Source organism: Pseudomonas putida (assembly GCF_050989985.1).
Classification (GTDB): domain Bacteria; phylum Pseudomonadota; class Gammaproteobacteria; order Pseudomonadales; family Pseudomonadaceae; genus Aquipseudomonas; species Aquipseudomonas putida_AI.
The window spans coordinates 2,871,751-2,884,404 of the sequence record NZ_CP158815.1 but is presented as its reverse complement, the minus strand read 5'-3'; the positions used below and the strand labels follow the sequence as shown (position 1 = coordinate 2,884,404).

At 56.5% G+C, this 12,654-nt stretch carries 14 protein-coding genes; 5 read left to right on the top strand and 9 right to left on the bottom strand.

Annotation, left to right across the window (positions count from 1 at the left end; genetic code table 11):
• On the bottom strand, positions 1–2,511 hold the full coding sequence (locus tag ABTV29_RS13440; protein WP_433770945.1) for a hypothetical protein: 2,511 nt from the start codon (positions 2,509–2,511) through the stop codon (positions 1–3).
• Positions 2,512–3,125: 614 nt separating this feature from the next.
• Here ABTV29_RS13440 and ABTV29_RS13435 point away from each other — a divergent pair.
• From ABTV29_RS13435 to ABTV29_RS13415, 5 genes are all read left to right on the top strand, one after another.
• On the top strand, positions 3,126–3,353 hold the full coding sequence (locus ABTV29_RS13435) for a hypothetical protein (protein ID WP_433770943.1): 228 nt from the start codon (positions 3,126–3,128) through the stop codon (positions 3,351–3,353).
• Between the two features lie 144 nt (positions 3,354–3,497).
• Entirely contained in the window at positions 3,498–3,731 is a 234-nt protein-coding gene (locus ABTV29_RS13430; protein ID WP_433770940.1) for a hypothetical protein, read from the top strand.
• A 167-nt stretch (positions 3,732–3,898) separates the two neighbouring features.
• Positions 3,899–4,177, top strand: coding sequence for a hypothetical protein (locus tag ABTV29_RS13425; RefSeq protein WP_433770937.1), 279 nt, complete (start codon positions 3,899–3,901; stop codon positions 4,175–4,177).
• Positions 4,177–4,434, top strand: a complete 258-nt coding sequence (locus ABTV29_RS13420) for a hypothetical protein (protein WP_433770935.1) — start codon at positions 4,177–4,179, stop codon at positions 4,432–4,434. Before ABTV29_RS13425 ends, ABTV29_RS13420 begins: the two co-directional genes overlap by 1 nt.
• Positions 4,431–4,679 (top strand): hypothetical protein, encoded by a 249-nt coding sequence (locus ABTV29_RS13415; RefSeq protein ID WP_433770933.1) that lies wholly within the window; start codon positions 4,431–4,433, stop codon positions 4,677–4,679. The genes ABTV29_RS13420 and ABTV29_RS13415 overlap by 4 nt, the downstream gene beginning before the upstream one ends.
• Before the next feature lie 204 nt (positions 4,680–4,883).
• On the opposite strand, the gene ABTV29_RS13410 is transcribed toward ABTV29_RS13415, so the two are convergent.
• The 8 genes from ABTV29_RS13410 to ABTV29_RS13375 all read right to left on the bottom strand — a co-directional run bounded on the left by ABTV29_RS13410 (position 4,884) and on the right by ABTV29_RS13375 (position 12,649).
• Positions 4,884–5,483, bottom strand: a complete 600-nt coding sequence (locus tag ABTV29_RS13410; RefSeq protein ID WP_433770930.1) for a recombinase family protein — start codon at positions 5,481–5,483, stop codon at positions 4,884–4,886.
• Positions 5,484–5,725: 242 nt separating this feature from the next.
• On the bottom strand, positions 5,726–6,520 hold the full coding sequence (locus tag ABTV29_RS13405; RefSeq protein WP_433770928.1) for a DNA adenine methylase: 795 nt from the start codon (positions 6,518–6,520) through the stop codon (positions 5,726–5,728).
• A 151-nt stretch (positions 6,521–6,671) separates the two neighbouring features.
• Complete coding sequence (locus tag ABTV29_RS13400) at positions 6,672–7,148, bottom strand: lysis protein (protein ID WP_433770926.1); 477 nt, start codon at positions 7,146–7,148, stop codon at positions 6,672–6,674.
• 32 nt (positions 7,149–7,180) lie between these two features.
• Positions 7,181–7,714, bottom strand: coding sequence for a glycoside hydrolase family 19 protein (locus ABTV29_RS13395; RefSeq protein ID WP_433770924.1), 534 nt, complete (start codon positions 7,712–7,714; stop codon positions 7,181–7,183).
• A gap of 32 nt (positions 7,715–7,746) precedes the next feature.
• On the bottom strand, positions 7,747–8,796 hold the full coding sequence (locus tag ABTV29_RS13390) for a phage late control D family protein (RefSeq protein WP_433770922.1): 1,050 nt from the start codon (positions 8,794–8,796) through the stop codon (positions 7,747–7,749).
• A gap of 81 nt (positions 8,797–8,877) precedes the next feature.
• Positions 8,878–9,084 (bottom strand): tail protein X, encoded by a 207-nt coding sequence (locus ABTV29_RS13385; protein ID WP_433770920.1) that lies wholly within the window; start codon positions 9,082–9,084, stop codon positions 8,878–8,880.
• Positions 9,059–9,904, bottom strand: coding sequence for a phage tail protein (locus tag ABTV29_RS13380; protein WP_433770918.1), 846 nt, complete (start codon positions 9,902–9,904; stop codon positions 9,059–9,061). Before ABTV29_RS13380 ends, ABTV29_RS13385 begins: the two co-directional genes overlap by 26 nt.
• A gap of 9 nt (positions 9,905–9,913) precedes the next feature.
• Entirely contained in the window at positions 9,914–12,649 is a 2,736-nt protein-coding gene (locus ABTV29_RS13375; protein ID WP_433770916.1) for a phage tail tape measure protein, read from the bottom strand.
• Between the last annotated feature and the right edge of the window lie 5 nt (positions 12,650–12,654).

Sequence of the window (12,654 nt, the reverse complement as noted above, 5' to 3'; positions counted from 1 at the left end):
TTAATCTCCAAGCCCCTCTCCATTACCCCTACCATTTTTGATTGCTTTTAGAAGTGCTTCTTGCTTCCAATCCAGCTGAAGCTCTTGCGGGCTTATAAGGTTTATATACCAAGCAACAATAAACAAATCGTAGCCACTGGGCAGCCTGTCGAGCTGCTTGATATTTATAGAACGTATTAATGGACTTTCATGTACAAAACGATATCTCGTGCCCATACCATAGCGCTCACCTGACTCTTCAACTGCGAGCTTTTTGAATTGCTTCCAAATCCGACGCTCCCATTCAAATCTTAGCTCTGCTCTCAATGGCAAACCAAAGCCGCTGCCATTTAATTGCACTACTAATGCCAAATATGCCTTTATAGTTTCGCCAGCTTTCCCTGCTACTAAATTCGACCAAGAAGATTGCACCTGCTCCCATAGTGCTTTATTTTCATGAAGCTCTGACAGCAACATTGCATAGCCGCTTAATTCCATCAGATCCAACAAACATGCAGCAGCAGTCCGAAATGACTCTTCCAATCCTGCCGTAACCCCAGCTGCAGGTTTAAGTTTTTCGAAGCGAGCAATACACCCAATCATATACGTTTGAAATATAGAGCTTGAAAGCGTTTCGTCGTTATTGCATAGAGCCTCAAGAAATGACTCTCCAATAATAAAGAAAAACTGCCCTGAATAGTCCGGAAGACTTTCCACCGGATCGATGATTAACAATTTTGCCTGGTGCGCCATCAAAAGAATAAGTTCGTTTTTTCTATCCACAATGGCATTTTCAATATCGTTTTTTTTCACGATAGGCCACGGCAACCCAGCTAAAGCTCGTGAATTCGTAGAAGTATCCCAGCTCTCGCCCAAAGCTCTTTGAGTGTACTCAGCCTTATGCCAAAACTCATACTCGCGACTTTGAATACAAGCTCTTAGCCATCTCTCTTCATATTCGACAAATCTTCCCGATATATTTGCATAAAAATCAATAGATTTACGCGAAAATAATGAAATCTGATCAGCTAACGTTTTGGCAAGCGCAAGATTTAAGATGTCCTTCTGGTACCACTTAGGAGATATCACTTGACCCTCAGAAAATAACTCCATCGTCAGTCGAGTCAGCAGCCACTCCCCCTGTGGCAAGAGATATGGTGGCAAACCTATTGAGTAGAGTGTTTCTTTTGCTCTCCAGTTAACTTTGGTTAGCGAGTCCGTGATAGTTTCGATATTAGTATGCTCAACATGCTGACTCACTGCCAAGGCGATAGTGATAGGAAGAGTTGCAATCCCTTCAATGATTGATAATTTTTCAAGATCTTTTAAAGCAGACTCAGTTGATGCTTGCAATTTTATCGATTGGATGACGACATCAGAAACTTCAAAACTAAAGTCAAATGCTTTTTCTAAACCACCATTAATGGCTAGAGTGTGAATGTAATGATCAAGATGATTGATTAGGTTCAATACATCAAGGTGCCTGCCCTGCGCAATAGTTATTGAGAGTATCCGTAGAATATCTGTTTGAAGCGGCCGTTCAATCCAGGACTGCGACCTAGTCATTTCGGGCTGTAGGGTTGTGCCAGTCCGATGTGCGACCATGACACTATGGGCAGCTGTGGAGTACCAGTCTCGATGTTTATGTTGCTGCGGATACCAGTGGCTATCAGATGGGATTTTCAGTTTGAATTTTTCATAAGCTGATAAAAAAATCAATACTTGGCAAGACAACTGAGTTAGAGGCCGTCCATTCTGATGTGTTTCCTTGATAGTTATCTCTAGAAGCAGCCTTAATGTTTCGATGCACCTACTGGCAACTTTGTGGGCATGATGCTGGAAGGACGGGTCGGTCCAATGGGGACCGTTTGCCATGGTAATTGAAATTGCCTTGTTGAAATCCTCAAATATATGATGAGACAACGCAGTTGGGTCGAAAAGGTTAAACGCTGTTTTTCCTAACTTTACAAATGCAACTATACCGACTCCCGCCAGTATTGCCACAAAAGGAACTGCCACGATCATTCTTGGAAGACCTACCACTCGACATGCAATCAACGTAACGCATAATAGAGTTAACGTCGAAAGATACGTCATATAAACACTTCCGGATCTTTCTTTAGCCAATAGATCCCTAATACTATTTGGTACCTTTGCATAAATGGCACTTCCGACGGATGTCAGAGCTGCGTAATACAGACCGATAAATACACCACCAATTCCAGCTACAGCAGAAAGGAAAGTTACGTAATCGCCATCATCGGGTACCCGCCAACCAGAAGTTACCAGTATCGGAGAGATCCATCGATTAACAAAAAACAGCGCTCCTGAAATTACAATCGCGACGACTAATGATCTCAGCGTTGTCTTGAAAGTCCGAAAAAGAGAAATCGCATTGACAAAATCGGCTTTCACGCCATCTTTCAGAACATGCTTGGCACTACGATATTTAAAAAGATATTGATAGAGTACTTTTCTAATTTTCCAGTATTTCTTTGAATCAATAGTGCGCTGGCCAAAAAGTTTTCCCATGTCGATTCCTTTCCGTAACCACTTCTTTGGCTATTGGCTGCGTGCGTTCCAATTTATCGGCACACATTCAAGCAATAGAAAAAAACTATCAACCACCTGTTGGCGAATTTGGTCATATTAAAGTATTTCGATGGTCTTGAAAGCTGGTCATTGAGGGCTAAAAAGTCGAAAAGCGAAATTCAGTCATTCACTCTCAGGGCATTTTCTGTGCCGTCTCCGGTCGCGTTGGGGGCATCGTCTCTTTGGTTGACGAAATTGGAAGTCAGTGTTCGCGGCTCATTCTTTGAAAAAGCCTTGCTCTTTCAACAGTTATCAGTCACCGGGAGGCTCAGGGGGATAAGTGAGACCAAGCATTGAAATCCTTTCTTTCAATTACCTTGCTGCACCTTCTCACGTCAGCGCGCCTTTGCAAGTGCAAAATGTTAGTACTAGAAGTGCAAGCCTTGGGGATTCAGCCCTTTTTTCACCTAATTTGGAGATGCCATTCTGACCGAAAACAATCTCGAACGTCCGCTTTTAACGATTGCAGACTTTTAGTCCAGTAAAGACTTATCACTCAGCTTTCCCACGTCAATTATTGACTGCTAGGCTGAACTGTCCACGGAGGATTCGCGATGCCAACATTAGACCTGCTCCCTTCCCTGCTGTTCAAGCTCAGTGAAAACCAACTAGCCCTCGAGGCGGCCATCCTGGAACTCACCCTCTGGGTAGAGCGGTGCGGGGCAGGCGAAGTCGGCGCCAACGTGCGCGGTGCATTGACCGCCATCGATCGAAACGAGGAGTTCAGCAAGATGACTTTGGCGGTGCTGATGACGCCTGAGGATCCGCTGGGTCATAGTTGATGTAGAGCCGGAAAATCTTTACCCCCAATCAGAAAAATTTTTCCGCACCGACCGACTCATCTGTAAACAGCTCGATCTATCCATAATCCGATGCTGGACCTGGTAAAGCCTACAATGGGATATCCCCCAGAAGGCGCTATCACCATGACCGAGCCGAGTAACCTGTACGCCAATTGGCCGGTGCATCACCTGATGTTTGTGGCCCTGCGTGACGGCGGCGATGCCCCGGAGCAACTGGCCCCGACCGTCGCGACCTTTCACGGCATCAGTGTCGAGGAATTAAAAGCGCAGTGCAGACGCAGCGGGGAAGAATGGATCACCCGCGACGGTGGCCTGGGTGAAATCAACCAGCGCGTGTATGACTGGGCGAAGGGCTAGCGGCACTACGAGTAACACCGTTTATGTGAAAAAGGCCCCCACGCCTGCGCCAGGCATGGGGGCCTTTTTCTTTGGCCATGGAAACCAGCCCTGCCCTGGCTGGTCTACCATTACCCGGCAGTGTGGTTTTACATACAACTCGCCACTCACTCGAAGAGACGCTGACCATGCCTGCATCCGTCACTGACTCAGTCGCCATCGAGACCGTTAATCAGTACTTTGATGACCTCATCGCGCTGGCGGACCCGGAAGCGGTGCTGCCCTTGTTGCGTCCGCAAGTTGAAGCCTTTCGTTATGAGGCCCTGAACCACCCTGGCCTGCTTAGCACGCTAAATCGGTTACGTGGCTTCCTCTGGGGGTTGGTGGTGGCCGGTGTGCTGTCGCGGGGCCAAGGTCGGGATTTAAGCCAGCGCCTGGACGCGGGCCGTCACGCCGGGTGGCTCTGATGAGCAGCAGTAACGTTATCAGCGACCCGCTGCACCGGCTGAACCTGCCGCCGGCGGTGAAGGTACAAACGCTGAAGCTCCTCGCACGTATCCGTCAGGCGGCCAGCGCTGATGAATTGTGGTGTGCCAGTGATCGCGCCTTCGGGTTTGTCCTGCGTCTGGAGACGATCGAGACACTGGACGCGGGAAGCATTCAGGCGTTGTATGGCGTCTTCGACGCTGCCGCCACGGCGCGTCGGCAGGAGGAACCCCTGTGATCGGCGAAGGCATTCAGGAAGAGGTATTGCGCGCTCTGGTCGAACAACACGCGGTGCGCGAGTGCCTGGTGGCCAAGGTCGCCGGCGGGCCGGACTGGGGACTGTCGATCCGTCTCGGTGGCAGCGGCGCGCGCTGGGTGCCGGTGCGCTCACGCCGGGAGAAGGTGCGCACCTGGGCCAGCCTGACCGCCGTCGGCCGCTTTGCCGACAACGTGGGCCTAAGCGGATTCAGTGTAGAACTGTGACAGCTTCTACTTCCGCTATCGGCCAAGTTAGCCGTTGGCGAGCGCCTGCTTTCGGCCAGTAGCAGCCTTTCGCGAAGGTCTTTAATGGGTCGACTTGTGGCTTAGCGGAATTCATCTAGACTCGTAAGCAGCTGATGGACCAGCGCCGTTTGTTGTGATCCCGAGCCCGCCCATGCGGGCTTTTTCATTTCAGTAAACGGCAGTCTACGTTTTTAGTGTACCCGCGGCCCTCGCCCTATCGCGTATCCGCATTATGGTCTGTCGAGAGGTGTTGAACGTCTTTGCAAGCGTTGGAACAGATGTGCCAGCAGAGAGTTGAGCCAACACCGCCTCCTGTTTTTTCGCTGACAACGCTTCTGGTCGTCCTATCCTCAAACCTTTTTCCCGGGCTCGGGATTGCGCCGCTAGGGTACGCTCGGCCAGCATGTCTTTTTCGAACTTGGCGACTGCCGCCAAAATCCCCATCGCCATTTTTCCTACTGGACTGGTTAAGTCCATTACGCCTAACGCTAGGCAATGCACACGAATATCTTTGCTGGCTAACCGTTCAATCGTGGATAGAAAATCCGTGAGGTTCCGGCCCAGATCGTCCAGTTGAGTAACGATCAAAGAGCTGCCCGACTCCAGACGATCCATGAGTTTTGAGAACCCCGATCGTTCATGCACTGCTACGCTGCCACTGATGCACTCGACAACAAGTCGGCGTTCGCTCACGGTAAATCCAGCAGTTTCGACTTCCCGAACCTGATTCGCGGGGGATTGATCCGGGGTACTGACGCGTACATACATGAAAGTGCGAGACATTAAATTCCCCGTTGAACGACGCGTTTTGGCTACTAGCCGGCACTCCGTTGCCATCCTCACGGCGAGCGTCATCTTAACTCTCATTGCGGCCGTTTTCGCTTTTTGATCAACCAGGGCGTGAGGTCCTATCGCTCAAGGCAGAAAAAAGCTGAGTTGCGCTCCATGATGTCATGCGTTGGGTTGACCTCCGCCCGTCAAGAAGGGCTGCTTTGGGTCGAATGCAGCCCACGAAAGGTCGTGGTTTAAAACAAACCACCCAGCGCCATTGGTTCCCAGTTCATGATTATTAGCTCACCGCTCAAATCAGACTTTCCCTGCCGCTGGTTGGTGTTGCAGTAACGTATGTCGAGTGTTTCGAAATGAAAGCCTTCGAACACCCGACGGATATCCGGGTGGTCGTTGATGCTGACCATAACCTTGCCTTTGCAGCGGCGCATGAAGTCGGCCATCCGCTCGTAGTTTTCAAACGGGAAGTCCACGCCATAGCCGGCGGTCTGCCAGTAAGGCGGGTCCATATAGTGAAAGGTATGCGCGCGGTCGTAGCGTTCCGCGCATTCCAACCAAGGGAGGTTTTCGACGTAGGTGCCGGACAAGCGCTGCCAGGTGGCCGAGAGGTTTTCCTCGATCCGCAACAGGTTGATGGCCGGGCCGGTGGTAGCGGTGCCAAACGTCTGCCCGGTGACCTTGCCGGCGAAAGCATGGTGTTGCAGATAGAAAAAGCGGGCAGCACGTTGGATGTCGGTGAGGGTTTCGGGGCGGGTCATTTTCTGCCACTCGAACACCTGGCGTGAGCTGAGCGCCCATTTGAATTGGCGCACGAACTCTTCGAGGTGGTTCTGCACGACGCGATAGAGCGTCACCAGGTCGCCGTTGATGTCGTTGAGGACTTCGACCGGCGACGGCTGGGGACGCATGAAGTAGAGCGCGGCGCCGCCGGCAAAGACTTCGACGTAGCATTCGTGAGGCGGAAAAAGCGGGATGAGACGGTCGGCCAGGCGGCGTTTGCCACCCATCCAAGGAATGATGGGAGTAGACATAGGGAGCAAGACCTTTACTGTATATATAAACAGGTGCTAGGCTCGCCGCGCTTCGTGCACGGAGTAAGAGCCTTGGCTGGACTTGCAGGGACAGTCTGCAGGGACGGCGGCCGGTTTGGATGTTGACGCATCCACTTCCGGCCGCTCTTTTTCACTTCGGTATTGAGACGGCTTTGGCGTAGGCCTGACAGGCCGCCAGGGCAATCAATCCTTGGTCGCCGGCATCGGTGATGCCGATAATTCGTTGAGCATGCGCTGAGTCAAGTTGGGCGCGCGTTCCTCCATGAACCACGCCGCCGGCGCCGGTACCGGCTGGCACTGAGCAGCCAGCGGTTGAATCCTCGGCGAGGAGGACTGACAGCCGCAGATCAACAGTGGCAAGGCGATCACGCAGACGCGCCTGGTTGGTTTGAACATCGCTCAACTCCTTGTAGTGGTTTTGGTCGCTGACCGAGAGACGCTGTTCCAGGGCTAGTCGTTTTTCCTGATCGGCTCGGGCCTGAGTGCTGGCGGCATTGCTGATGGCGTTCAGATCGGCTTGGTGCAGGCGGACCAGTTCAGCCAGTTGCTGGCCGTAGCGCCAATCCTGTACCTGCCAGGCACCGGCGGCGGACACCAGCACCAACATCAATAGACCCGCCGACCTCCACGCTGGACTGTTCACACCAACACCTTCAACGCCTGCGCATACAGCGCCTGGCGCTCAGCCGCACCATTCTGCCCACCGTTGATCCTGCGGGTGATTTTGTCGAAGTCACCGGCGTCGGCCAGGGTGTTTAGCCCCCGGCTCGCCCAAAACCACGCCGCCGACAGGCAGGCGTACTGCGGTTGCTCGAGCAGTTCCGGCTGACTGATCAGATCCACATTCAAGGCTTCGCCGCAGCCTCGGTAGTTGGCTCGGCCGGTGATCTGAATCAAGCCACGGCCGCGGTATTTGAAGCCATCGCCGGGCACGGTATTACCGAGGTCCGCCCGACCTTCGTACTTGGCTTGGGTCGGAGTCGGTCCCCAGACTTCACGTACGTAACACAGCTGGCCAGACTCATGACCGATCTGCGCGACGAACGCGGCGACCCGCTGGCGGCCGACAATCTGATAGCGCTGCAGCGCGGTGTTGAGGACAGGAACAAAAACGCCGGCTTTGGCGCCGGCGTTAGGGAGGATCTGCAGCAGTTGCTGCACAGTGATCGACATAGAGGATTCTCCAGGTGTGGCCACGTCGGCCGTCAGGATTTGAGATTCACAACCTTGAGCTGTTGCTGGCCCTTTTTCTTCTTGCCTTTGGCCGTGGCCTTGCCTTTCTTGCCGCCGTTGCACTCGACCGCGGTGGTCCAGCCCGACGGGGTGAATGACTGCTCGACGGAATCCACCAGGTACTCGCCATCGAGGCCGACCTTGAAGCCCTGCGCACTGATGCTGATTTCCGCGAACAGATCGGTACGCCCGCGCATTTCCAAGCGCACACCGGCAGTGCTGCGATTGAAGGCGGCCAGACGGGCCTTGGCCGCCTGCTCGGCGGCAGATTTGTTCGGGTAGATGTGCCGATCGGTGTGCACCGGTGGCAGGCCAGTCGGTGCGTCGTCGTTGTCCAACTCCACCACCTGCAGCGCGCCGGTTTTCTTGTCCTGGGATTTAGTCCGCACGGCCTTGTGCGTGGACTTGTCACCGAGACGGAACTGGTAACGGCTGACATCCGCTCGGCCGATTGCGACCGTAGGCAGGTTTTTACCGCTCGCGCTCTGCCCGGCCTGGCGCGGCAGCACCAGTAACTTGCCCTCGCCGACCTTGGCCGTGCAGTCGTATTGCTTGGCCAGCCGGGTGATGAAATGGAAGTCCGATTCATTGAACTGATCGACACGCGGTACCTTGGTGGTCACCGGGCACACCGGCTCCCAGCCATTGCGCGCCGCTATGTTGCTGACAATCTGCTGCAGCGGTACGTTCTCCCAGCTACCACTGCGCGTGGTCTTGCCACTGCCGCGCATATCGCTGGCTTTGCCGCGAATCACCAAGGTATCCGGTGGACCCGACAACTCGACTTCATCGACCGTGTACCGCCCCATTCGAGTCAGGGCCTGGCCGGTATAACCCAGGTACACCTCAATGTGCGCGCCGCGGCTGGGTAAGGCGACGGCCTGATCGCGATCATCGATGCGCAACTCGAACTCGTCCGACTCCATGCCGGGTTTGTCCGAGGTGCGCAACATCAACAGCCGGTCGTTGATCAGCGCTGTTATATCCGCGCCATCGGCTACGATGCGAAACATGGGAGTCATGGATTTTTCCAAAAAAAAACCCGCATAAGGCGGGTTAGAAAGTAAGGAGCTTGATAAATCAAGCCAAGCGAGTGTAGACCCTTAATCCCACAATTGAATCAGTGCCTCGGTCGTCACCGGCAGATCCGGCAAGACAATCAGTACCCCGGCCCGGTAAGGTTGCGGCTCATCGGCCAGGCCTTGATTGGCGCCCAACACCGCCTCAACGCTGCCATTGAGATGGCCGTAGTAATGCTGACAGAGGACATCGAGCAGATCCCCGTCAGACGTTCTGCAGGTCATTGCCATAGCTGACAAACTCCAGGCTGAAGGTCTGTTTCCGGGGAATGCCACCGGCGAGCAGGTGCGACTGTTCCTCATCGACACTGAGCAAGCACCAGGTGCCCAACACTTCGCCGTAACCGGTGGTCAGGGTCAGCGGCTGCAGGGTGCGACCGATGCTGCGCAGGGTGTCCAGTTGTTTGAGCCCGCCTTTGTGCCCGGGAAAAATCGCACCCTTGAGGCTCAACTTGTCCTCGCCCTGCCCAACCGCCTGCTGGGCGATGCTGCGCGTCAGGCGCTCCTGACCGGCCCAGCGAAACGACGTCTGCCGGCGCAGCTCATCGAAGGCCGCGGTATCCAGATTGAAGTAGTACGGCTGGGCATTCGGTTGCAGCGGCTGCAGGATCAGCAGATGCGGAAATGGCTTCACTGCCTCCGCCCCGGGAGTGGTCGGCTGCACCAATGTCCCCGTCGGCAAGATGTTGCCCAGGGACGGGCTGATCTGACCGGCAATGCGATTGGCCGCCGCATTGGCCTTGGCCGCCTGCTCCTTGAGGGTGCCGAGGCGCTCCTGCACTTGCCCGGCGGCGCTCACCACCTGACCGTATTTAGCAGCGACCTCCCCGACCCGGGACTGCGCCGCGTTGATCACGCTCATCGTCCGCTGCAACTTGGCGCCGATGGCGGGACCGATAATCGGCAGCCCCTCCAGTTCACTCGCGGCGCCAGTCATGTCGCTGATCGCGCCGGTGAGTGGCCCCAGCATGCCATCGAGGCTGGTTCGCCCCGCCTCACCGGCGTCCACCAGGTTCTTTAATCCGGATTGCAATTGCTCCATGTAGGGCATCTTCCCTCCTTAAACGTGTGGCTCGTCGGACAGCTGTCGGGCTGCGGCCTGACGCGCAAAGTCGTCAAATTGCCGCTGCAGGTACGGGGCGAGCTCGCGGGCCAATTGTGCCGGGTCTTTCACATCACCCTGCACCGTGACGCCGATGGTTGGCGAAAAGGTGAATTTCTGGTCGATCTGCGGTGCTGTGGCCTTGGGCGCCTCCACGGCCTTGGCCAGGACCGGCGCACTCGCAGGCACCGGTGTGGCGTCGGCCAGCGAACGAGTGACATCACCCGGTGCTGCAGCCTTGCTGCCCTTGTCGGAATCGTCACTGCCAAACAGGCTTTTGCCGAGAAAGCCACCGAGGGATTCGCCGCCCATGCCGCCGAGAGCCGCACCGATGGCCCCACCAATCGCCGTGCCAATGACCGGCAGAATCAAAGTTCCGAGCGCCGCACCGGCCGCACCACCGGCCAGGGTTCCACCGAAGCTGCCGGCTGCAGCGCCGTAACCCTCGGCCTTTTCGTCCGTCGTGGTGGCGTTCATCGCCGTGTCGAGCGCCATGGCGCCGGCATCCAGTGCGGCTCCCCCGGGCAACCGCTTGGTGTACTGAGTGACCTTGCTTAACGTGCCGACCGCTTTGCCCAAACTACCGGCCTCGGCGGTGGCCAGCGACGTCAGCGAAGACGCGAAGCCATTGCCCGGCCCGCTCGGTGCCGACGGTACGACAGGTCGCGACGTCGGCTCGAAGACGGTCGGTCGTTGCCTTGAGAACCAACTCGGCCGCGAGGCTCGCTCCGGTCCCGCCGCCGATGTGCTCGGCTGTCCACCACCTGCCAGCGAAGCCACAACCCCCTTGCCCGGCGCGCTCGGTACCGACGGCGCGGCTCGACGCGGAGTCGGTTCGGCGCTGGCCGGCCGCCGTCTCGAGCGTCGACTGCGCCGTGAAGCTTGCCCAGGTCCCGCCGGTGAAGCACTCGCGCCTACGCCACCGAAGGCACTGGCGTTGACCACAAATACACGCTGCGGCTCGCTCCCCGTCCCGCGGGAGGGATCATTGCTGGCCCCCATCAGTTTGCCCAGCACGCCAAGACCGGCATCGACCGCCTTGTTGCCGGTGTTGACCTCGCCGGTACCGCTGTTGCCGCCGCGGCTGAGCACGGCACCGCGCCCCATATTGGCCAGCCCCCGGATCACCTTGAGGCCGTTCAGCGCGGTTTTCAGCGCGACGAACCCCGCCACAATGGCAGTGATGCCGAACACCACGGATTGCGAGCCATCCGACAGGCTGGTCAGCTTGTGCGCCACCAGGGTAATGCCCTTGGCCACCCGGTCGGTCGCCGGACGGATCGCATCACCAACACTGCGCATGGCATCGTTCACCGCCTGGGCGGTCTCGGCCCAGGTCTGCGCCGATGTCTCCCGGCGCTCGGCCAGGTTCTTGTCGAGGATGCCCTCGGCGTCCTTGCCCTTGACCTTGGTTTTCAGTTCCTCATACAGCCCGCGGTTTGCCGAATAGGCAGTCAATGCCGCCTTAACCTGCATGTCGGCAAAAATGTCACCGGTGCGCAGGGATTTCTCCAGCGCCTCGAGCATCGCCTTGGCTTTCTCGGGATCGGTTTCCTTGCTGATCTTCGCTTGTGCCTCGGCCATTTTCGCGGCCTTGGCCGGGTCGGTGGCCTGCACGTATTTCATTGCCAGGGCGAAACTGGATTCCAGGGTCGACATGCCGTTCTGGATGCCGGTGTTGAGCGAAGCCTGATAGTCGATACCGGCATCCTTGTAGGCTTTGACCACGTCCCCGGAGCCGATTTTCTCCATCCAGTTTTTCAGGTTGTTGGCCGCCTCGTCCGAACCACCGGCGGTTTTCATCTGCACCTGCAGCATGGCCCCCAGCGAGGCTACGGCATCCAAGCCGGTGCTGCCGTTCTTCTCCATGCCGGCCAACAGTTGCGGAAACCACTTGGCCATGTCGGCGGCTTCAAAACTGCCCGCCTGGCCTTGCAGCGCAATGGCTTCCAGGGCCTTTTGCATCTCCTTGGGATCGGTGATCTTGGCGTTCTGTTGCAGCGCCTGGATCATGCTCGCCGTGTCGACGCCGCTGGAACCCTGACCGATGGCGAACTTGGCTGCCACCGGGGCATAGGCCAGTGCCTTGTCCAGTTCCATGCCGGCACCGACCAATTGATTGACCAGGTCCGCCACGTCGTTGCGGGCCATACCGGTGTCCTGCGCGGTCTGAATCACCGTGCGCGACATTGCGGCTTCTTCTGGCTGATTGGCCACGTTGGACTTGATCGCGATGTCACGGATGATCGCCTGATAATCCGCACTGACCTTGCCCGCCACGCCCAAGGCGCCGACACCGACCACGGCCTGACCAACGTTCGACTTGAGCCCGGCCTTGCCCTGCTCGATTTGCTGCTGCCCCTTGAGCTGCAGATCGGTGCCCTTGGCCACCCGCTGCAGCTGCTGGTATTCCTTGCGCAGGTTTCCGACCTGCACGCCCTGCTTGCGCAAACTGTCGAGGTTGCCTTCGAGCTTGCGCAGCAGACCGGCCGCCGAAGCCGCCCCACTGTCATGCGCCTTTTTCCACTCATCGCGTAGGCGCATGGTTTCGCCAATGGTGTTCTTCAACACCTTGGCCCGGTTGCCCTTGTCCTCCAGCTTCTTGATCCGGCCTTCGACCGAGCTGAAGGCGGCGCCCAGCGAAGAGTTGACGGCGCCGCCAATTTCCAGCGCGAGCGCTAATTTGCCTGCCATGCGCT

Coding starts and splice junctions, on each gene's coding strand:
- ABTV29_RS13420 (WP_433770935.1), top strand. CDS start 4,177: ATGAGCAGCAGTAACGTTATCAGCGACCCGCTGCACCGGCTGAACCTG.
- ABTV29_RS13375 (WP_433770916.1), bottom strand. CDS start 12,649: ATGGCAGGCAAATTAGCGCTCGCGCTGGAAATTGGCGGCGCCGTCAAC.
- ABTV29_RS13425 (WP_433770937.1), top strand. CDS start 3,899: ATGCCTGCATCCGTCACTGACTCAGTCGCCATCGAGACCGTTAATCAG.
- ABTV29_RS13440 (WP_433770945.1), bottom strand. CDS start 2,511: ATGGGAAAACTTTTTGGCCAGCGCACTATTGATTCAAAGAAATACTGG.
- ABTV29_RS13400 (WP_433770926.1), bottom strand. CDS start 7,148: ATGTTGGTGCTGGTGTCCGCCGCCGGTGCCTGGCAGGTACAGGATTGG.
- ABTV29_RS13395 (WP_433770924.1), bottom strand. CDS start 7,714: ATGTCGATCACTGTGCAGCAACTGCTGCAGATCCTCCCTAACGCCGGC.
- ABTV29_RS13435 (WP_433770943.1), top strand. CDS start 3,126: ATGCCAACATTAGACCTGCTCCCTTCCCTGCTGTTCAAGCTCAGTGAA.
- ABTV29_RS13405 (WP_433770928.1), bottom strand. CDS start 6,520: ATGTCTACTCCCATCATTCCTTGGATGGGTGGCAAACGCCGCCTGGCC.
- ABTV29_RS13380 (WP_433770918.1), bottom strand. CDS start 9,904: ATGCCCTACATGGAGCAATTGCAATCCGGATTAAAGAACCTGGTGGAC.
- ABTV29_RS13385 (WP_433770920.1), bottom strand. CDS start 9,084: ATGGCAATGACCTGCAGAACGTCTGACGGGGATCTGCTCGATGTCCTC.
- ABTV29_RS13430 (WP_433770940.1), top strand. CDS start 3,498: ATGACCGAGCCGAGTAACCTGTACGCCAATTGGCCGGTGCATCACCTG.
- ABTV29_RS13410 (WP_433770930.1), bottom strand. CDS start 5,483: ATGTCTCGCACTTTCATGTATGTACGCGTCAGTACCCCGGATCAATCC.
- ABTV29_RS13390 (WP_433770922.1), bottom strand. CDS start 8,796: ATGACTCCCATGTTTCGCATCGTAGCCGATGGCGCGGATATAACAGCG.